The 20,066-nt window shown below is 47.4% G+C and carries 21 protein-coding genes, 1 tRNA gene and 1 other RNA gene; 13 read left to right on the top strand and 10 right to left on the bottom strand.

Features of this window, described 5'->3' with window-relative positions; translation table 11 throughout:
- Positions 1 to 102: 102 nt before the first annotated feature.
- The 3 genes from GUC46_RS14935 to GUC46_RS24105 form a co-directional block, all read right to left on the bottom strand.
- Positions 103 to 1,017: a VirK/YbjX family protein gene (locus tag GUC46_RS14935; RefSeq protein WP_008320289.1), complete on the bottom strand. Its 915-nt coding sequence runs from the start codon at positions 1,015 to 1,017 to the stop codon at positions 103 to 105.
- Positions 1,018 to 1,963: 946 nt separating this feature from the next.
- On the bottom strand, positions 1,964 to 2,878 hold the full coding sequence (gene rarD / locus GUC46_RS14930; protein WP_160180442.1) for an EamA family transporter RarD: 915 nt from the start codon (positions 2,876 to 2,878) through the stop codon (positions 1,964 to 1,966).
- Between the two features lie 567 nt (positions 2,879 to 3,445).
- Positions 3,446 to 3,763 carry a hypothetical protein gene (locus GUC46_RS24105; RefSeq protein ID WP_127674221.1) on the bottom strand — a complete coding sequence of 106 codons (318 nt, stop codon included), beginning with the start codon at positions 3,761 to 3,763 and terminating at the stop codon, positions 3,446 to 3,448.
- On the opposite strand from GUC46_RS24105, the gene GUC46_RS24285 reads away from it, so the two are divergent.
- Complete coding sequence (locus GUC46_RS24285) at positions 3,683 to 3,871, top strand: DUF4942 domain-containing protein (protein WP_371727804.1); 189 nt, start codon at positions 3,683 to 3,685, stop codon at positions 3,869 to 3,871. The genes GUC46_RS24105 and GUC46_RS24285 overlap by 81 nt on opposite strands.
- Positions 3,872 to 4,056: 185 nt before the next feature.
- Here GUC46_RS24285 and GUC46_RS14920 read toward each other — a convergent pair.
- Positions 4,057 to 4,193, bottom strand: a non-coding RNA gene (locus GUC46_RS14920) — RtT sRNA.
- Between the two features lie 45 nt (positions 4,194 to 4,238).
- Positions 4,239 to 4,326: transfer RNA gene (locus GUC46_RS14915), tRNA-Ser, on the bottom strand.
- 236 nt (positions 4,327 to 4,562) lie between these two features.
- Here GUC46_RS14915 and ghrA point away from each other — a divergent pair.
- From ghrA to GUC46_RS14895, 4 genes are all read left to right on the top strand, one after another.
- Complete coding sequence (ghrA, locus tag GUC46_RS14910; protein ID WP_016149909.1) at positions 4,563 to 5,501, top strand: glyoxylate/hydroxypyruvate reductase GhrA; 939 nt, start codon at positions 4,563 to 4,565, stop codon at positions 5,499 to 5,501.
- A gap of 86 nt (positions 5,502 to 5,587) precedes the next feature.
- Complete coding sequence (locus tag GUC46_RS14905; RefSeq protein ID WP_003836800.1) at positions 5,588 to 6,325, top strand: phosphatase; 738 nt, start codon at positions 5,588 to 5,590, stop codon at positions 6,323 to 6,325.
- Between the two features lie 23 nt (positions 6,326 to 6,348).
- On the top strand, positions 6,349 to 6,903 hold the full coding sequence (locus GUC46_RS14900; protein ID WP_003836798.1) for a molecular chaperone: 555 nt from the start codon (positions 6,349 to 6,351) through the stop codon (positions 6,901 to 6,903).
- Between the two features lie 101 nt (positions 6,904 to 7,004).
- The gene (locus tag GUC46_RS14895) at positions 7,005 to 7,487 is read left to right on the top strand and encodes a DUF1097 domain-containing protein (RefSeq protein ID WP_008320293.1); all 483 of its coding nucleotides are present in this window, start codon (positions 7,005 to 7,007) and stop codon (positions 7,485 to 7,487) included.
- Between the two features lie 46 nt (positions 7,488 to 7,533).
- On the opposite strand, the gene csgG is transcribed toward GUC46_RS14895, so the two are convergent.
- The 4 genes from csgG to csgD are packed head-to-tail and all read right to left on the bottom strand — an operon-like array spanning position 7,534 to position 9,879.
- Positions 7,534 to 8,367, bottom strand: coding sequence for a curli production assembly/transport protein CsgG (gene csgG / locus GUC46_RS14890; RefSeq protein ID WP_003036082.1), 834 nt, complete (start codon positions 8,365 to 8,367; stop codon positions 7,534 to 7,536).
- Positions 8,368 to 8,392: 25 nt separating this feature from the next.
- Entirely contained in the window at positions 8,393 to 8,806 is a 414-nt protein-coding gene (gene csgF, locus GUC46_RS14885; RefSeq protein ID WP_003036084.1) for a curli production assembly/transport protein CsgF, read from the bottom strand.
- 25 nt (positions 8,807 to 8,831) lie between these two features.
- On the bottom strand, positions 8,832 to 9,224 hold the full coding sequence (gene csgE / locus GUC46_RS14880; protein WP_003036087.1) for a curli production assembly/transport protein CsgE: 393 nt from the start codon (positions 9,222 to 9,224) through the stop codon (positions 8,832 to 8,834).
- Positions 9,225 to 9,228: 4 nt separating this feature from the next.
- The gene (gene csgD / locus GUC46_RS14875; RefSeq protein WP_003036091.1) at positions 9,229 to 9,879 is read right to left on the bottom strand and encodes a biofilm master transcriptional regulator CsgD; all 651 of its coding nucleotides are present in this window, start codon (positions 9,877 to 9,879) and stop codon (positions 9,229 to 9,231) included.
- A gap of 761 nt (positions 9,880 to 10,640) precedes the next feature.
- Here csgD and csgB point away from each other — a divergent pair.
- The 6 genes from csgB to GUC46_RS14845 all read left to right on the top strand — a co-directional run bounded on the left by csgB (position 10,641) and on the right by GUC46_RS14845 (position 14,522).
- The gene (gene csgB / locus GUC46_RS14870) at positions 10,641 to 11,099 is read left to right on the top strand and encodes a curli minor subunit CsgB (protein WP_003036094.1); all 459 of its coding nucleotides are present in this window, start codon (positions 10,641 to 10,643) and stop codon (positions 11,097 to 11,099) included.
- 40 nt (positions 11,100 to 11,139) lie between these two features.
- Positions 11,140 to 11,589, top strand: a complete 450-nt coding sequence (gene csgA / locus GUC46_RS14865; protein WP_003036098.1) for a curli major subunit CsgA — start codon at positions 11,140 to 11,142, stop codon at positions 11,587 to 11,589.
- A gap of 61 nt (positions 11,590 to 11,650) precedes the next feature.
- Positions 11,651 to 11,983, top strand: coding sequence for a curli assembly chaperone CsgC (gene csgC / locus GUC46_RS14860; RefSeq protein WP_044712473.1), 333 nt, complete (start codon positions 11,651 to 11,653; stop codon positions 11,981 to 11,983).
- A 152-nt stretch (positions 11,984 to 12,135) separates the two neighbouring features.
- On the top strand, positions 12,136 to 12,456 hold the full coding sequence (locus tag GUC46_RS14855; protein WP_003836793.1) for a type 1 fimbrial protein: 321 nt from the start codon (positions 12,136 to 12,138) through the stop codon (positions 12,454 to 12,456).
- A 100-nt stretch (positions 12,457 to 12,556) separates the two neighbouring features.
- Complete coding sequence (gene ymdB / locus GUC46_RS14850) at positions 12,557 to 13,099, top strand: O-acetyl-ADP-ribose deacetylase (protein ID WP_160180440.1); 543 nt, start codon at positions 12,557 to 12,559, stop codon at positions 13,097 to 13,099.
- On the top strand, positions 13,035 to 14,522 hold the full coding sequence (locus GUC46_RS14845; RefSeq protein WP_085954038.1) for a phospholipase D family protein: 1,488 nt from the start codon (positions 13,035 to 13,037) through the stop codon (positions 14,520 to 14,522). Before ymdB ends, GUC46_RS14845 begins: the two co-directional genes overlap by 65 nt.
- A 19-nt stretch (positions 14,523 to 14,541) precedes the next feature.
- Here the strand turns inward: GUC46_RS14845 and mdoC are convergent, their stop codons facing one another.
- Positions 14,542 to 15,702 carry a glucans biosynthesis protein MdoC gene (mdoC, locus tag GUC46_RS14840; protein ID WP_088902466.1) on the bottom strand — a complete coding sequence of 387 codons (1,161 nt, stop codon included), beginning with the start codon at positions 15,700 to 15,702 and terminating at the stop codon, positions 14,542 to 14,544.
- Positions 15,703 to 15,973: 271 nt separating this feature from the next.
- On the opposite strand from mdoC, the gene mdoG reads away from it, so the two are divergent.
- Positions 15,974 to 17,509, top strand: coding sequence for a glucans biosynthesis protein MdoG (mdoG, locus tag GUC46_RS14835; RefSeq protein ID WP_003836790.1), 1,536 nt, complete (start codon positions 15,974 to 15,976; stop codon positions 17,507 to 17,509).
- Positions 17,502 to 20,030 (top strand): glucans biosynthesis glucosyltransferase MdoH, encoded by a 2,529-nt coding sequence (gene mdoH, locus GUC46_RS14830; protein WP_061548769.1) that lies wholly within the window; start codon positions 17,502 to 17,504, stop codon positions 20,028 to 20,030. Before mdoG ends, mdoH begins: the two co-directional genes overlap by 8 nt.
- The last annotated feature ends 36 nt before the right edge of the window (positions 20,031 to 20,066 follow it).

The raw sequence follows: 20,066 nt of genomic DNA, 5'->3' as shown, positions 1-20,066 counted from the left end.
GCGGACGTTCGTGTAATGGTTCGCCAACGCGGAACGATAGCTACGCTTTTATCGAGATGTCGCATTCATCAGCCAGTTTCTGAGCTGAGTTACGACATTATGTTACATCTGATTTTGCAGAAGAATCATGATTTCCTCATTAATATGATCCAACAGGTCATACCGTCTCCGGTATTCCGCGCGTTTTTTACTGGCAAGCTCATTAAATGACTTACGCTCTACATAAATTGGCAACTTATACCAATTACCGTATGGACGACCAGCAACTGATTCCCAAAAATCACTGTACAGGGCAACAAAGTATTTACGTTTCTTGTACCGGTATCGCCATTGCCTGAAAACATGGCTCTGTTCACTAACTGCTAAAATATTAGTGATATCACAGCAACGCATCAATGAACAAAGAACCTCAAAAACGATCCGCTTAGGGAATAGTCCATAGCAGGCTTTAGTAGCGTCACGAATAATGTCTGGGCCAATATTTTTTGGTGCCCCCTGCAGACCGCCAATAAATGCACAATGTCCTTTTTTTGACGGGATAACCGAGAAGGACAATCGGGCCACCGGGGTATTGTTAAAACTCAGAGATAACATCAGTTCTCCTTCACGATCAAAACCGCCTGAAGAACAGTGAATATCAAAATCCTCACCATTTTTTCCGGTGAAATGGACCAATAGCACATCTCTGTCGGGTAATAATAACGCCTGGTGTTTCACTGGTAAACTCTGGACAAAACGGTAGTGACCAATAATGTTTTTCCTTCGATTCCATGCCAGCCCTCCTTTATGTAAATAGGGACGATGAATTTTGGCTGGTAACGTAGGTTGCATCTCCAGAATCTTATCAATTGATTTAAGGGAATGTAATTCTTGATAATACCGAATACTGGAGACAGGACTTATCATAGATCGTAAAAGATACATGAGTCGAAATTTTTTGTTCTTCCATTTGCTATGCAAAGGGCCACGTGCCAATAGAATTTGGTTAAAGAAACTTAGATATGATGTATTTTTCATAAGTATTCATTATTAATTCAGGGTGTTTAAATTTATTTACGTGCAAGGTGTAAATACTGGAATCTCTGACGCTGTTTTGTTAATGCGAAACATTTTGAAAATAAATTCATGTCTGACATGCCAGTTTTGTTGATAATCATTAGGCGCTCTCTCGTCCGCATATCCTGATGAAAACAAATTTTTTTCATTCTACAGAGAAGAACATATATATTTGTTAAACAAAGTATACTTTACAAACATACCGATGTTCATTGAGTAACCTGGTAGGTTGACTTGTCAACCACATAACGAAGTAAATCATGTGATTCAGCGAGCCATGGGTGTTTGGAAAACGCACGACTTTGAACGTCAGGACAAATTTTGGACGATGACAGCTATCACAATTGGCTGTATTCCCGCGCAATACGCCGGTTTTCGTGGATTATTGTCAAATTGAATAACTTAAATTGGGATATACACATTCCTGACTTTCTTTCCAGATATAATGCCCAGTATATTTTTGGTAACCTTTTGTACTGAAAAGGAGTTTGCATTGTATGGTTATGAAACAGACCCGCAAAACAATACCAAGGGGAACCTGATTCGCTGGCTGACGCACGAATAGGGTACTGCCGTTAAGAATATTTCCGGATACAGAGACTTTACCGATCGGCCGCAACATTCTCTGGTCACTCACGTTCTCAGAGAAATGCACTAGCTCGATGCCTGGTTGCAGTGCGGCAGTGTTCCGGGAGATTCACCGGTGATGAACAGTGCCAATCTGTATAAAGGTATCGGAAAAATTTTTTTGTCCGGCTTTAACCATGAACATGCAGTCAACTGTCCTGTGTACCTAAATGACGTGGTAATCTTGAATAAACAAACTCGAGTTGTTTACTCATTCATACCTGAGCGCGTGTTCCAGGGAAACGAATAAGCGTACTGAGTTTTATATTCTGCATGTACATCACCGTAAAGTGCCTGCAGGATGATTACTTTCAGACCGTGGAGGATTACGTCGGTAATGATAGTAAAGACTCTCAAATATACATAGCAACAATCCAAACCATACCGCTGAAAAACAAAATAGCTCGGAGTAATTAATAATTTCTCCAAATATAAGTATGGCAATGAGAAATTGCAAAGATGGTTCTATATACTGAGCAAGACCTGTCACAATAAGAGATGTACGATTTAGCGCTACTGCAAATAACACTAACGGAATTACTGTAACGGGAGCGGTTAATATATAAAGGAACAGAGAGATGTCAGATGATGTAGTTATACTCGAGCCAGTATAGATAAAGATGAAAAGAGCAACAGGTAGAGCCCAGAATGTTTCAAGCGTGATTGAGGTTATTGCATCGTAATGGATAAATTTTCGCGCCAGTCCGTACAATGCAAATGAAAACCCCATGATTAACGCTAGTGAAGGAAAACTGTTTGCAGAAATAACCTGATAGCCAAGACCACATACGCCGGATATTACTGCTATAAGTTGAAATAATGATGGTTTTTCTTTAAGAAAAATACAGCCAAGGCAAATGACAATAAGTGGGTTGATAAAATATCCCAGACTGGCGTCGAGTACCTTATGATTTGTTAATGCATAAATAAAAGCTGACCACGAAATTACCATTAGCAAGCCTGCTATCATGCAGGATATGAAGGAGGTTTTATCTTTCAGTAAATCGCGAAAAAACGTTCTCTTACGAAATAATAATCTTATTGGCAGTAATAGAGGTATAGACCAGAAAACTCTGTACATCAAAATTTCAGCGAGGGCTCCGCCAGATAGATATTGATAAAACAATGGGATCAGGCCCCATAATATAAATGCCAGAACAACAACTGCGGGTCCATTTCGCAGAAACTTTACCATTTATGTGTATCCTTGCTTGCCATACCGACATGTTCTTCTGAAGAGCATTGTCAACCCTTCACTCTGGCATGTACCTGCTCTTAAGAGAAACGTGTGCTGTTACAGTACTCAATCTCATTTACAGTCAGGGTGATATAAAAAACAAGGTGAAATTTATCATGATCGTATCTATAAAATGATGATAAAAATCAACGGGAAGACTTCCGATTTGTATTGCGGGCTGGATCATCTTTCAGACGTCTGACGGGGAGTATTTGCCTTTCCCTGATTTCCTCGTCAATATCAAATAAGCACTCGTCGCAGAATTCTGTATCGAGTGAGAGCCACTGTTCAAAGACGCTCCTTTTCTTATTACACCGTGCGCATCTCTTCATCACATCATCCTTTATGCTATTTCCCTGCCGAGCTTCCAGGACAAAAGGTGTTCGCTCCTAAATAAGACAGGAATTAAATTTATAAACAATCAGTTAAATTCGTTTTAGAGATTGTGGCACAGGGACAATCATGCGGGATAATTCATTTTGCAGATCAATTTTTACGTAATCGATCGACGAAATCGATCGATGCTTACACCCCTGTATTACACACCATTCGTGATGCTGCCGGACTCACAACACCTGGCCAGCATTCCTTGCTTAAGCGCATCATTACCGGGTGCAATGCCGCGCTGGAATAAATTAAAGCGATGCTCCACCAGCTTGCTGATATCTCAGCACAACCGGGAGTATTGGCGGGCAAACTGCGCAGGACTAGGCAATGGATGATGGCTTCCGCTGCTGGTTGCTTGAGAAAGAGTAAACCGCTATGAAGGTCATTACCTGCAATCTGGACCGGAGGATCTGGCGTGATTTGTTGAAGATATCCGGCATGATAAGTCTCATGCATGCCGCTACCAGCGATAAGTGGAGCAGAAACCTTGAGCGGGGCGATATCCCCGTCAGGCTGCGCAATATGCGAAAAAAAAGCCCGTACTTGCGTACGAGCTCTTCTTAAAATATGGCGGTGAGGCGGGGATTGACTCGCTTCGCTCGCCCTGCGGGCAGCCTGTTCGCTGTGCTCTCAGTCTGTCCAACTGGCTGCGCCAGTAGTCGAACCCCGGTCCGGGCTTCTCATACCCGCCATGCTGTGCAACATACGAAAAAAAAGCCCGTACTTGCGTACGAGCTCTTCTTAAGATATGGCGGTGAGGCGGGGATTGACTCGCTTCGCTCGCCCTGCGGGCAGCCTGTTCGCTGTGCTCTCAGTCTGTCCAACTGGCTGCGCCAGTAGTCGAACCCCGGTCCGGGCTTCTCATCCCCGCCAGGCTGTGCAATATGCGAAAAAAAAAGCCCGTACTTGCGTACGAGCTCTTTTTTAAATATGGCGGTGAGGCGGGGATTCGAACCCCGGATACGTTGCCGTATACACACTTTCCAGGCGTGCTCCTTCAGCCACTCGGACACCTCACCATATTGTTGTTCCTGTGCTACCGGAACGGGCGCTAATGTAGGGGAAACACCGCCCCGTCGTCAATCAACTTTTTGAAAAAAATGTGCATTTACACAAACTTCAAGCAACATGGAGCATAAATAAGCGGGAATTGTTTTTTTTGCCAGCATCCTAAAATTTGCTACTCTGATGTTCCCTCGGAAAATGATGATAATAAGTGCGAGAAAGTTCCGCACAACAATGTTCAGGAGACAATGTGGATATAATTTTCTATCACCCAACATTCGATACGACCTGGTGGATTAATGCGTTGGCAAAGGCAATACCTGGTGCAAACGTACGTGAGTGGAAAGCGGGTGATAATGCACATGCTGACTATGCGCTGGTCTGGCATCCGCCGGTTGAAATGCTCGCAGGACGAAAATTAAAAGCCGTATTTGCGCTGGGCGCGGGCGTCGATTCTATTCTCAGTAAACTCAATGCTCATCCGGAAATGTTGGATGCGTCGATCCCGCTTTTCCGTCTGGAAGATACGGGTATGGGCCTGCAAATGCAGGAATATGCGGTCAGTCAGGTGCTGCACTGGTTTCGTCGCTTTGATGATTATCAGGCATTGAAAAATCAGGCGAAATGGCAACCGTTGCCAGAATATACTCGTGAGGAGTTTACCGTCGGGATCATGGGAGCAGGGGTATTGGGCGCAAAAGTTGCCGAAAGCCTGCAAGCATGGGGATTCCCACTGCGCTGCTGGAGCCGTTCGCGTAAATCCTGGTCTGGCGTGGAAAGCTTCGCCGGTACTGAGGAACTGGGCGCGTTTTTGAGCCAAACTCGTGTGCTTATCAACCTCCTGCCTAATACGGCAGAAACCGTAGGTATTATTAACGCTGATTTACTTAGCCAATTGCTGGATGGCGCCTACGTGCTGAACCTGGCGCGTGGTGTTCATCTCAATGAAGACGATCTTCTGGCATCGCTGGACAGCGGCAAGGTGAAAGGTGCCATGCTGGATGTCTATAGCCGTGAACCGCTGCCGGAAACCAGTCCTCTGTGGAAACATCCGCGTGTGGCAATGACGCCGCATATTGCCGCGGTAACGCGCCCGGCGGAGGCGGTGGACTATATCTCCCGCACGATTTTGGATCTTGAGAGCGGGAAATCCGTAACGGGTCAGGTCGATCGCGTACGGGGATACTAATGCTAACCCGGCGGATGCCGGGTTTCAGCTAATAAATAGCGGCGATACCTGCTATCCTTGACGAAAAATGACTACAGGAGAGAGTTATGTATCCCGTTGACCTGCATATGCATACCGTCGCCAGCACCCACGCCTACAGCACCTTAAGTGATTACATCGCTGAAGCCCGTCGCAAAGGCATCAAGCTGTTTGCTATTACCGATCATGGACCGGACATGGCGGACGCGCCTCACCACTGGCACTTTATCAATATGCGTATTTGGCCACGTGTTGTAGATGGCGTAGGGATCCTGCGCGGCATTGAGGCGAATATTAAGAATATTGAAGGCGAAATTGACTGTTCAGGTCCGATGTTTACCTCTCTGGACCTCATTATTGCGGGCTTCCATGAGCCAGTTTTTGCACCTCACGATAAAGAAACCAATACCCAGGCAATGATAGCCACGATGGCCAGCGGTAATGTGCACATCATTAGCCATCCGGGAAATCCCAAGTATCCGGTTGATATTACTGCAATTGCCCAGGCGGCGGCAAAGTACCAGGTTGCACTGGAAATCAATAACTCTTCGTTTTTGCATTCGCGTAAGGGCAGTGAGGATAATTGTCGTGCGGTTGCTGCGGCTGTGCGCGATGCTGGCGGCTGGGTGGCATTAGGGTCGGATTCACATACTGCTTTCACGCTGGGAGAATTTGGCGAATGCCGTAAAATCCTGGATGATGTTAATTTCCCTGAAGACAGAATTTTAAACGTCACACCTAAACGCCTGTTGGCGTTTCTGGAATCGCGAGGCATGGAGCCAATCGCAGAATTTGCTGAACTGTAATTGTTACTAACTGGAATATATCAATGAACGAGTTTTCTATCCTGTGTCGTGTACTGGGCTCGCTGTTTTATCGCCAACCGCAGGACCCTTTACTGGTTCCCCTGTTTACCTTAATTAGTGAAGGTAAACTGTCTGCCAACTGGCCGCTGGAACAGGACGAACTGCTCACTCGTCTGCAGAAGAGCTGCGATATGCCCCAACTGGCTGCAGATTACAACGCGCTGTTTGTCGGTGAAGAGTGTGCTGTGCCGCCTTATCGTAGCGCCTGGGTAGAAGGGGCGAAAGAATCGGATGTTCGTGCATTTCTTTCTGCCCGCGGCATGCCGCTGGCAGATACGCCGGCAGATCACATTGGTACGCTGTTGCTGGCGGCTTCATGGCTTGAAGACCAGTCTGCGGAAGATGAAAGTGAGGCGCTTGAAACCTTGTTTGTAGACTACCTGCTGCCCTGGTGTGGTACGTTCCTTGGCAAAGTTGAGGCGCACGCAAACACGCCGTTCTGGCGTACCATGGCGCCGCTAACACGTGATGCTATTAGTGCAATGTGGGACGAGTTGCAGGAAGATACTGACGAATAAATGTGATTTAAATCACTTTAAGCTGCAACGCTAATTATATGCTTGCATAAATTGTGTGCACGATCTCATTCCTATGCCGTTTTTCTGCTAAGATACGCGGCATGAACATACTTCTCTCAATTGCAATCACAACGGGCATTCTCTCTGGGATCTGGGGATGGGTGGCCGTTTCTCTTGGCTTACTCAGTTGGGCTGGCTTTCTGGGTTGCACGGCCTATTTCGCCTGCCCGCAAGGTGGGCTAAAAGGACTGTGGATCTCGGCGTGTACGCTGCTAAGCGGTGTGGTGTGGGCGTTGGTGATTATTAACGGTAGCGCGCTTGCCCCGCATATGGACATTATTGGTTATGTCATGACGGGAATTGTCGCGTTTCTGATGTGTATCCAGGCAAAGCAATGGTTGCTTTCATTTGTACCGGGCACGTTTATTGGCGCATGTGCAACATTTGCAGGGCAGGGCGACTGGCGACTGGTTGTACCTTCACTGGTACTGGGCCTGGTATTCGGCTATGCGATGAAAAACAGTGGTCTGTGGCTGGCGTCTCGCCGTGAAAATCGAATATCGCCGACGCTGACCAGTAAATAAAAAAGCGTGAGGGTTTTCCTCACGCTTTTTATGCAGTAAAGATCCATCAGGATTCTGGCGGTACCGACATATGGCGGTATTTAACCAGAATGTCATTATCAACTTGTTTCTTATCCTGCAAATCCCACAATCCGCGATCGATGCCGTCATTAATTAAGAAGATAACGCCTGTTTCAATCGCTGACATCAGACAAAGCATAACCGGTTCGTTAGAGGTGTAGCCAATTTCACCTTCCAACAGACGCTGGTAGTCAATAAAGCGGAACACTCCAGCCTGTACTTCATAAGACAAAATGGTTTTACTGGTGTTCACTGACGACAGGATCTCACCGGTGCTGACGTTAACTACGCGCAGGTTTACCGCTATCTGGTCGAGCTGGTATTGCGTATCGGCGCCAATACCGAAATAACGCGCACCGACACCACCCGATTTAACGTTGCTTTCATAACCGATAATTGACCCTTCCACCATGACGTTTGCCGCGGTCAGGGACTGTAGCGGGATCCGGTTATTAATCGCAACCGTACCGTTTTCCTGAGCCGCACGAATGATTTTACGTTCGTTCAGCAAGTTCTGTAGCCCCTGACGTTCCAGAGGGACGAACCAACGAGAATCTTTCAATGCGGTGACAAGCATAGCCGTGGCGCTTTGCGGGACGGCGGTAGAGAAGTTACTTGCCGGGTAAGGTTTAAATTGGCCAGTCTCATCCTGAATGTTGTATACCGACACAAAGATCTTACCTGTAGGCATAGGCAGATGCGTCAAATCTTTATAGCTTTGGGCCCGGGGCATTAATGTCGGCTTAGCGGCTTCTTGAGGCGGAGCTGTTAAACATCCGCTGAGTAAAATTACTGCCACCATGATAAGTAAGCGCTGCATGATTTTTTCCTTTCGTGGCTATAATTTAGAAATCGGTCGACTGATTTTGTAAACCCGACACTTCAATAGTCGACGTTCTCCCCGTTTTCCTGTCCGTGACATTCAGTTGCAGTTGCCCATCCCGGTTGGCGATATCAACGATAAAATCGCTGGTTACCATCCTCCCCGGTTTACCGGTATTGATATTGGTGAGCAAGCCACCGAGTATTTGCGACTGTATTGCCTGGGTAAAGTTATCCAGTGCTGATGGGGTTTCAATCCCGTAATCGCCAGCACTCGGATCCTTATACGAGTTTTGCGCCTGAGCGCTGTTCAGTAAAAAAGAGCCGTTGTTTGGGTTGCCACCAAAGTTAGGGTTGCGGAACTGGAACGTCATATTTCCGGCCCAACTTAATGGTGAAATCAGCATGAGCAAAACCACTGCATGTTTGACACGCATGAAAGCCTCCGGACTAAATCATGTTTTAGAATTCATCGCGCGCTAAATCGCTCGTACTTAATAGCGTTTGATCTATTTGCCGACGATTTAATGCTTCCTCAGTTTCTGCCAATGCGAAGACCACAATTTTGTCGAAGTCTCTTTTCGTCGGGAATAAAAAAGTCTGGAAGATAACGTCCTGATTGACAGTTATGGTGATCCAACTTCCCCAACGTGCACTGGGCCTTTCATTAATGGTTAAGTTTCCTGTGTACTTACTTTCCCACTTGTCACTAAAGGCACGATAAAAATCATGGCCAATGGAAGAGACAGTGTGGTCAGTCAACAGTCCGGGAACCTCCACCTCTACAGCAGCGTGTAGATTCCCGGCAGCAAGGAACAAATTTGCTGCCACAATCCAGGACAAATAGCTTTTCATGGCTTTATCGCCTGAGGTTATCATTGGCCCACGAGACCGCCTGCGTACGATTTTTGACAGCTATCTTTTTGAAAAGATTATAAAGATGTGTTTTAACCGTATTTTCACTAATAAATAGTGAACGCGCGATTTCAATATTTGAGGCGCCAATACGCAGTTTATTAAGGATCTCTTTTTCACGGTGCGTAAGTAATGCCGACTCCGTGCTGTTATAGCGGTAGTTCCCGGAATGCGTGATCAGGTAGCTGGCGAGCTTTTGGGAAAAGTAGCATTCGCCACGCAACACACCTTGCAATCCGCTGACGACACGCTGCTCATCTTCCGTTGCGTAGAATACGCCATTTATATGCGGCCAGTTTTCAATATCCCGATAAGGATAATCATCTGGGGTATTCAACAATAACGTCTTTATATTGTTGTTTTTTCTGCTCAAATTATCTTGCCAGTAATGGATCAGTTTTTTGTCTGCCTCCATCATGTCCAGTAGAACAATGCAGCTGGAGGAAATATCATCCAGAGAACGTTGAATATTATGTAGTTTTCCGGTTAACGCCAGCGATTGTTTTAAATGCTGTAATAACGCAGTTGCCTGCAGGGATGGTTTAGTGATCAACAATAATGTATGACCATGAATACTATGGACTTCATTAAACATGATGAAACTCCACTTTTTTAGTCGCACACCTGACAGCTGTCTCTACTAAAATAGAGGCACCAGAAGTACTGACAGATGTTGCACTGCTGTGTAGAAATAAAATATCGACCCAACGGGGTGAAAATATTAAAACAAATGGACTTCAACTGATTTCAATCTAGCTATTACAAATCTTAAAGCAAGTGTTAAACATGTTACAGAATGTAAATTTATATATTAAAATGTGATTTTTGGGTTTTTTAGAAGTTTAGATTTGATAGTAAAGTTGTACATTTTGGAGATACTGCATAGATTTAAAAAATCATACAAATTATAATATGATATTGATTATTAAGAGTTAAATTTATGCTTAGATGGTTTTTGATTTCTAATGAATTCCGATCTTTTTGTCTCACTTTAAGTTGAACAATTTTAGATAGAAAAAAATGACGCTTGTCACGACTTGTACTGCTAACTATCGAAGTACCTCGCTACGAGGCCCAGAAAACGCGGAAAACGCGTTTTTTTTGTTACTGCATAGAAATTCATTCACCGGGTTAAAAAAGAAATGAAATCCAGAGCTGTAACGGTATTGTTCGCTGTTAATTAGTACTTTGGGGTGAATCTGAATATAAAAATACAACTGGCGGGTGAGTTATTTAAAATGTTTCCGCAGACATACTCTTCATCGTAACGTGGCGTTAACAAATGTAAGTCATGTTAACAACAATTTGAGTGGTAATTAATTTAACTTCATGTACGACCAGGTCCAGGGTGACAACATGAAAAACAAGTTGTTATTTATGATGTTTACAATGCTGGGTGTGCCTGGGATTGCAGCCGCGACTACAAGTTATGATTTAGCTAATTCAGAATATAACTTTGCGGTAAATGAATTAAGTAAGTCTTCATTTAATCAGGCAGCCATTATTGGTCAGGTTGGCACTGCGAACAGTGCAAATACCCGCCAGGGGGGCTCGAAGTTATTGTCAGTCATTTCGCAAGAAGGTTCTGGTAATCGAGCGAAAACAGACCAGACGGGATCATATAACTTTGCATATATTGATCAAACGGGTAGTTCCAATGATGCGAGTATTAAACAAGGTTCATACGGTAATACGGCGGTAATTATCCAGAAAGGCTCTGGTAATAAAGCCAATATTACCCAGTACGGTACACAAAAAACAGCAGTTGTGGTGCAGAGACAGTCGCAAATGGCCATTCGCGTGACTCAACGCTAATCCATTAACGACGTTTAAATCAATCCGATGGGGGTTTACCATGAAACTTTTAAAAGTGGCAGCATTCGCAGCAATCGTAGTTTCTGGCAGTGCTCTGGCTGGTGTTGTTCCGCAATGGGGCGGCAATCATCATGGTGGTGGCAGTAATTATGGCCCAGACTCTTCACTGAGTATCTACCAATATGGGTCAAACAACTCTGCAAATGCTCTGCAAAGTGATGCGCGTAAATCAGATGTCACCATCACACAACACGGGCGTGGCAACGGAGCTGTTGTTGGCCAGGGTGCTGATGACAGTACCATTAGCCTGAAACAGACCGGCTTCCAGAACAGTGCCACTATCGATCAGTGGAATGCAAAAAATGCTGATATTAGCGTGACCCAGTTCGGTGGCCGCAACGGTGCGTTGGTTAATCAGACAGCCTCTGACTCCAATGTGCTGATTCAGCAGGTTGGCTTTGGTAACAACGCTACAGCTAACCAACACTAATTCAGTTTTCTGACTGATAATAAACAGGGCGTGAGCCCTGTTTTTTTTTCGGGAGAATATGATGCATACGCTATTACTCATTGCCGCGCTGGCAAATCAAATAACATTCAATACAACTCAGCAAGGTGATATGTACACCATTATTCCTCAGGTGACGTTAACTCAACCGTGCGTATGTGAGGTACAAGTCCTTGCCATACGTAAAGGGTCCGGGGGACAAAGCCAATCGCAGCAGAAAACAAGCCTTTCGGTCCCCGCTAATCGGCCGATTGAATTAACTAAACTGAGTTTTAATATTTCACCTGAGGATTCGGTCAAAATTATCGTTACCGTTTCGGATGGGCAGTCTCTGCATCTGTCTCAGCAATGGCCAGACTCAAACAGTCACCCATGATTTTTTTGCTGTATTTGCATTAAGGGTGTGGCTGGGAATGCACTGCTGTTCTATGAATATAGAGACGTGTGAACGTTTTAATTTGATCGTTAATCACAGCGGCGAAGGATCATTTCGATCCCTCAAGGATGGCTAATCATTGAGGAACCCTTATGTGTACATTATTAAAGCGTTTTTTAAGTATCAGCTTGTGCAGTATTTCTCTTTTTACCCTCCCCGCAATGGCGCAACAAATCTCAACCGGCGGGGTTATTCATTTTCGCGGTGCAATAGTTGAATCACCTTGCGATGTTAACGCTCGGCAGCAGCAAATTGAATTGTCATGTATGCGCGACGGCACCACCCGTAATAGTCTCTACAATCAGCAACAGGTCGCGACTGCCCCTCAAAATGTGCAGCAAATTGCCACAGTCAAAATGCACTATCTCAATGAACAGAAAAACATGGCAATTCTTAACATTGAATATAAATGAATCATTCCGGCGTACATATGCACACGTTTGGTTAAAAAGTGAGATTTCCGGGAAAACCCTGCTGTACACTTAACAAATAGTGTTTGGTCAGGGGGAACTTATGCAATCACGTGTTCATGTGTTACATGGCGATATTACGACGATCGCTGTTGATGTGATTGTCAATGCGGCGAATCCATCGCTATTGGGCGGAGGTGGCGTCGATGGAGCGATTCATCGCGCTGCAGGGCCTGCGTTGCTGGCGGCCTGCAAACAGGTTATCCAGCAACAGGGCGAATGCCCAACCGGTCATGCGGTTATCACCCTGGCGGGAAACTTGCCCGCCAGGGCAGTAATCCACACTGTGGGGCCCGTATGGCAGGGTGGCGATCATCATGAAGCTGAACGCCTCGAAGAGGCTTACTTTAATAGCTTGCAACTGGCCTTAGCCAATGGCTATCAGTCCATTGCTTTTCCGGCGATTAGCACCGGGGCTTATGGTTATCCCCGCGCTGCAGCGGCAGAGATCGCGGTGAAAACGGTGTTGAAATTTATCATCCGACGTACGCTTCCCGATCAAATATACTTCGTGTGCTTTGATGAAGAAAACGCTCGGCTATACAAGAGATTACTTACCCAGCAAGGCGATGAACGCACGGACTGATATGACGCGACTTGAGCGTGCCATCACGCCACTTTGTGAAAACCACCCGGGAGAATGCGGCATTCTGACGTTGGATGACAGCCTGGATGCATTTGCTGCTCGCTATCGGTTGACGGAAATGGCGGAACGTACCCTGGATGTTCAGTATTACATCTGGGAAAGCGACATGTCCGGGCTATTGCTATTTTCCGTTTTGCTGGCCGCGGCGAAGCGGGGCGTCCGGGTGCGTTTGTTGCTGGATGATAACAACACGCCAGGTCTGGATGATACGCTGCGTTTGCTGGACAATCACCCTAATATAGAAATCCGTCTGTTTAATCCCTTTTCCTTTCGTATCCTGCGTGCACTGGGCTATTTAACCGATTTTGCCCGGTTGAATCGACGTATGCACAATAAAAGTTATACCGCTGACGGCGTCGTAACTCTCGTGGGCGGGCGAAATATCGGCGATGCCTATTTTGGTACAGGCGAACAACCGCTGTTTTCCGATCTGGATGTTATGGCTATCGGGCCGGTGGTCCAGGATGTTGCAGACGACTTTGAGCGTTACTGGCACTGCCGCTCGGTTTCAACATTGCAAAACGTACTTGAGGTGGCTGAGCCAGCTTCAACGCAAAAAATCGAACTTCCAGAATCCTGGTATAACGATGACATCACGCGTCGCTATCTACATAAGCTGGAAACCAGCCAGTTTATGACCCACCTCGATCAGAGGTCGCTACCGCTGATTTGGGCGAGAACGCGCTTGCTGAGTGATGATCCCGCAAAAGGAGAGGGGAAAGCGCCGCGCCACTCACTATTACCGCAGCGTTTGTTTGACGTGATGGGATCTCCCACCGAGCGTATTGATATTATTTCCGCCTACTTTGTACCAACTCGCGCCGGTGTGGCGCAGCTCCTGAGACTGGTGAGAAAAGGCGTTAAGATCGCGATTTTAACTAATTCTCTGGCGGCGAATGATGTCGCAGTCGTTCACGCAGGCTATGCACGCTGGCGAAAAAAGCTCTTGCGCTACGGTGTGGAGTTATACGAGCTCAAACCAACCCGCGATCGCGTTTCAGCAGTACATGACCGGGGATTAACCGGTAATTCAGGCTCCAGCCTGCATGCGAAAACCTTCAGTATTGACGGTCGTAAAGTGTTTATCGGCTCGCTTAATTTTGATCCCCGTTCAACGCTGCTCAATACGGAAATGGGGTTTGTGATTGAGAGTGAAGTACTGGCCGAGTTGATTCATAAACGTTTTATGCAAAGCCAGCGTGAAATGGCCTGGCAACTACGTCTTGATCGGTGGGGAAGAATCAATTGGGTCGACAGACTTTCTGGCAGTGAACAGGTACTGAAAAAAGAACCCGCCACAGGATTCTGGAAGCGGGTTCTGGTAAAGCTGGCGTCCGTGTTACCCATTGAGTGGTTGCTCTGAACCATTCAATGCAAGAAAACTAACCGGCCACGGCCTTGTTTTTATCCTGCCTGACGGCTGGTTTACCCGAAAAGAGAAACTTCAGCACCGGGATCCGTAAATGGATTTCGTACAGTATTACCGCAATCCCGACTACAAACAGTAGACCGCAGAGAAAACCCAGCAAATTCGACTTGATATGCGGTGTGATGTAAGCGCCAAAAAACAGCGTTAACGGATGATGCACCAGATAGATAAACAGAGATGCGTTGACAAAATAGGTTACGCGGGCTGACTGGAAATTCAGCAAACGGTGACCAAGTGAAAAGACGACGTTCACCATCCACAGGCCCATGACCATGGTAATGACATATTCAGTTTCATACATCCAGGCATCGCCGTTGCCGTAACGTTGATTGAACAGGTATGCGACAAATGCGCATGCGGCGCCTAGTGTGCAGCCGCGTGATGGCGTGGTAAACAGCGCTTTCAGATTAGGATTGATAAACGCCAGCGCACCGAGCATAAAGAAAGGCACATAAAACAACGTTTGCATAACGATAAAATTAAACATGCCATCGCTGAGAATCGAAGGGTAGAGGATGAAAATCGTCCTTCTGACGGCGGCATAACCGAAACCCAGCACTGCAAAAATCAGCGTTAACTTCGTCATTGACACCGCAGGCGCGCTGCCGACGTCGCTTTGCGTCAATCTGTGTTTCATCTGGGTAAACACCCACATGCTCAGGGTTGTTAACACCACGAGAACCAGTAAAAACCACAGATGGGAAATCAGCTCCCAGGCCAGCGCGTTGTATTTATCGTAGCCGCTGAGGGTATGCCAGCTGTCTGCTTTGCCTTTCACGTATTGCAGCATGATAAATTGCGGCAGCGTAAGCAGTGGAATCGCGGTCAGCATAGGGATCCCCACGCGTTCTACACGCACTTTCCACCAGCGCTTTATCGGATAGCGTAGAAATAGCATGTAGGAAAAATAACCCGAAATGACAAAGAAGACTTGCATGCGAAAAGCATGGATAAAGTCATTGAACAAGGTCAACCACCACGATGGTTCTGCGCTGTTCACGTGCCATGTGTGGGTGGAGTAGATCAATGAAATATGAAACGGGATCCCTAACAACATTAGCCAGGCACGGATGGAGTCAAGAAAATATTCGCGTGGTGGTGATACAGAGCTCATAGACAGTTATGTATTCTCAGACTTTTCGTCTTATCCCTAAGACGAATAATGGTTACATTCGAGGGCAACCCTACACGAAGTCTAACAACCTGTCTCCAGGATAAGCACGCAAAGTGAAAACAGGCAGACGAACCTGCTTAAACCATGAGCCAGCGCGCGAACAATACAGGGATTCAGTTGTCGGAATACCCGATTATCCATTAAAATGGATCGGATCAATATAAGCACACAAAGGGGGAAGTGCTTACTAATTATGAAACATAAACTACAAATGATGAAAATGCGTTGGTTGGGTGCAGCAGTCATGTTAACGCTGTACACATCATCAAGCTGGGCATTCAGCATTGATGATGTTGCAAAACAAGCTCAATCCTTAGCCGATAAAGGCTATGAGGCGCCAAAAAGTAACTTGCCCTCCGTTTTCCGCGACATGAAATATGCGGATTATCAGCAGATCCAGTTTAATCGCGATAAAGCCTACTGGAGCAATCTCAAGACCCCATTTAAGCTCGAGTTCTACCACCAGGGTATGTACTTCGACACGCCGGTCAAAATCAACGAAGTGACCGCTACTGCGGTGAAAAGAATCAAATACAGCCCGGATTACTTTAATTTCGGCGATGTTCAGCATGATAAAGACACGGTAAAAGATCTCGGTTTCGCCGGGTTCAAAGTGCTGTATCCGATCAACAGCAAAGATAAAAACGACGAAATCGTCAGCATGCTCGGTGCCAGCTATTTCCGTGTTCTGGGTGCAGGCCAGGTCTACGGCCTTTCTGCGCGCGGTCTCGCGATTGATACCGCTCTGCCTTCTGGTGAAGAATTTCCCCGCTTTCGTGAGTTTTGGATCGAGCGTCCGAAACCAACTGATAAACGTTTAACCATTTATGCCTTACTGGATTCTCCGCGTGCAACCGGAGCGTATCGCTTTGTCATCATTCCTGGTCGTGACACGGTAGTCGATGTTCAGTCCAAAGTTTATCTGCGCGACAAAGTAGGCAAACTTGGCGTGGCACCGTTAACCAGTATGTTCCTGTATGGACCGAACCAGCCTTCTCCGACGACTAACTATCGTCCAGAACTGCATGACTCTAACGGTTTGTCCATCCACGCTGGTAACGGCGAATGGATTTGGCGTCCGCTGAATAACCCGAAACATCTCGCGGTGAGCAGCTTTGCTATGGAAAATCCGCAAGGTTTCGGTCTGTTGCAGCGTGGCCGTCAGTTCTCGCGTTTTGAAGACATCGACGATCGTTACGATCTGCGACCGAGCGCCTGGATCACGCCAAAAGGCGATTGGGGCAAAGGTAAGATTGAGTTAGTTGAAATTCCAACTAACGATGAAACGAACGATAACATCGTTGCGTACTGGACCCCGGATCAGCTGCCTGAAGCCGGTAAAGAAATGAACTTTAAATATACCCTGACGTTCACGCGTGATGAAGACAAGCTTCATGCGCCTGATAACGCCTGGGTACAGCAGACACGTCGTTCTACCGGTGATGTTAAACAGTCCAATCTCATTCGTCAGCCTGACGGTACCATCGCGTTTGTGGTGGACTTTTCCGGCACCGATATGAAAAAGCTGCCGCAGGATACGCCGGTTACTGCACAAACCAGTATTGGTGACAACGGTGAAATCGTTGAAAACACCGTGCGCTACAACCCGGTCACTAAAGGTTGGCGTTTGGTATTGCGCGTGAAAGTGAAAGACGTGAAGAAAACCACTGAAATGCGTGCTGCCCTGGTCAATGCAGATCAGACGCTGAGTGAAACCTGGAGCTACCAGTTACCTGCCAATGAATAAGACAACTGAGTATATTGACGCAATGCCGCTTTCGGATATCGAAAAAGCGGCACTGCCGAAAACTGACATCCGCGCCGTTCATCAGGCGCTGGATGCTGAGCATCGTACGTACTCGCGCGAAGATGATTCACCGCAGGGTTCTGTAAAAGCTCGTCTTGAGCAAGCATGGCCGGATTCTCTGGCTAAAGAGCAGTTGGTTAAGGACGATGAGGGGCGCGATCAGTTACAGGCGATGCCAAAAGCAACGCGTACCTCTATGTTCCCCGATCCCTGGCGTACCAACCCGGTTGGGCGTTTTTGGGATCGTCTGCGTGGGCGTGAAGTGACACCGCGTTATCTTTCGCGTTTGACGAAAGAAGAACAAGAGAGCGAGCAAAAATGGCGTACTGTAGGCACCATCCGCCGCTATACGCTGTTGATCTTAACGCTGGCGCAAACGGTCGTTGCAACCTGGTATATGAAGACGATCCTTCCTTATCAGGGGTGGGCATTCATTAATCCTGCAGACATGATGGGGCAGGATTTGTGGGTCTCCTTTATGCAACTGCTGCCCTACATGCTCCAGACCGGCATTCTTATTTTGTTTGCCGTACTTTTCTGTTGGGTATCAGCGGGGTTCTGGACCGCGCTGATGGGCTTTCTACAATTGCTGATTGGACGGGATAAGTACAGTATCTCGGCCTCAACGGTCGGGGATGAACCGTTGAATCCTGAACACCGTACGGCGTTGATTATGCCTATCTGTAACGAGGACGTTGATCGCGTATTCGCGGGACTTCGCGCCACGTGGGAGTCGGTCAAAGCAACGGGCAACGCTGAGCATTTCGATGTTTACATTCTGAGCGACAGCTACAATCCTGATATCTGCGTGGCAGAACAAAAAGCGTGGATGGAGCTGATTGCCGAAGTGCAGGGCGAAGGACAGATTTTCTACCGTCGTCGTCGTCGTCGCGTGAAGCGTAAAAGCGGCAACATTGATGACTTCTGCCGTCGCTGGGGAAATCAGTACAGCTACATGGTTGTGCTGGATGCGGACTCAGTGATGAGCGGTGACTGTCTGAGCGGCCTGGTGCGCCTGATGGAAGCGAATCCGAATGCCGGGATTATCCAGTCTTCGCCGAAGGCTTCCGGTATGGATACGCTGTATGCGCGCTGTCAACAGTTTGCGACCCGTGTTTATGGGCCGCTGTTTACTGCCGGGCTTCACTTCTGGCAGTTAGGCGAATCACACTACTGGGGCCACAACGCAATTATCCGCGTGAAGCCGTTTATCGAGCACTGTGCGCTCGCGCCGTTACCGGGCGAAGGTTCGTTTGCGGGATCGATTCTCTCCCATGACTTCGTGGAAGCGGCGTTGATGCGTCGTGCTGGCTGGGGCGTGTGGATTGCTTACGATCTGCCGGGCTCTTATGAAGAGCTACCGCCGAACCTGCTGGATGAACTCAAGCGTGACCGTCGCTGGTGCCACGGCAACTTGATGAACTTCCGTCTGTTCCTGGTTAAGGGGATGCACCCGGTTCACCGTGCGGTGTTCCTGACTGGTGTGATGTCCTATCTGTCCGCGCCGCTGTGGTTTATGTTCCTCGCGCTCTCTACTGCATTGCAGGTGGTGCATGCGTTGACGGAACCGCAGTACTTCCTGCAACCGCGTCAGCTATTCCCGGTATGGCCGCAATGGCGACCTGAACTGGCGATCGCGCTGTTTGCTTCAACGATGGTGCTGTTGTTCCTGCCGAAGTTGCTGAGTATTTTGCTCATCTGGTGTAAAGGGACGAAAGAGTACGGCGGGTTTATCCGCGTTACGCTGTCGCTGCTGCTGGAGGTTCTGTTCTCCGTGCTGCTGGCACCGGTGCGCATGCTGTTCCATACCGTCTTCGTCGTGAGCGCTTTCCTCGGTTGGGAAGTGGTGTGGAATTCGCCGCAGCGCGATGACGATTCCACCCCATGGGGCGAAGCGTTTATGCGTCACGGTTCTCAGTTACTGTTGGGGCTGGTGTGGGCTGTGGGTATGGCCTGGCTGGATCTGCGTTTCCTGTTCTGGCTGGCACCGATTGTCTTCTCGCTGATCCTGTCGCCGTTTGTTTCCGTGATTTCCAGTCGTTCCACGGTGGGGTTACGTACCAAGCGCTGGAAGCTGTTCCTGATCCCGGAAGAGTATTCCCCGCCGCAGGTGCTGGTGGATACCGATACTTATCTGGTGATGAACCGTAAACGTACGCTGGACGATGGCTTTATGCATGCGGTGTTTAACCCGTCGTTTAACGCACTGGCCACGGCCATGGCGACTGCTCGCCACCGCGCCAGCAACGTGCTGGAGATTGCACGCGATCGCCATGTGGAGCAGGCGCTGAACGAAACGCCGGAGAAACTGAATCGCGATCGCCGCCTTGTATTGTTGAGCGATCCGGTGACCATGGCACGTTTACATTATCGCGTCTGGAATTCACCTGATAAGTATTCTTCGTGGGTGAACTACTATCAGGGATTGACTCTGAACCCGTTGGCGCTCAGGAAAAAATAAGCGTTCTGTAACGTGAAAATACCGGCCTGGTGCCGG

It is taken from the genome of Citrobacter sp. LUTT5, assembly GCF_009905315.1.
GTDB classification, from domain to species: Bacteria; Pseudomonadota; Gammaproteobacteria; order Enterobacterales; family Enterobacteriaceae; genus Citrobacter; species Citrobacter freundii.
This window is presented reverse-complemented; position numbering and strand designations above follow the sequence as displayed.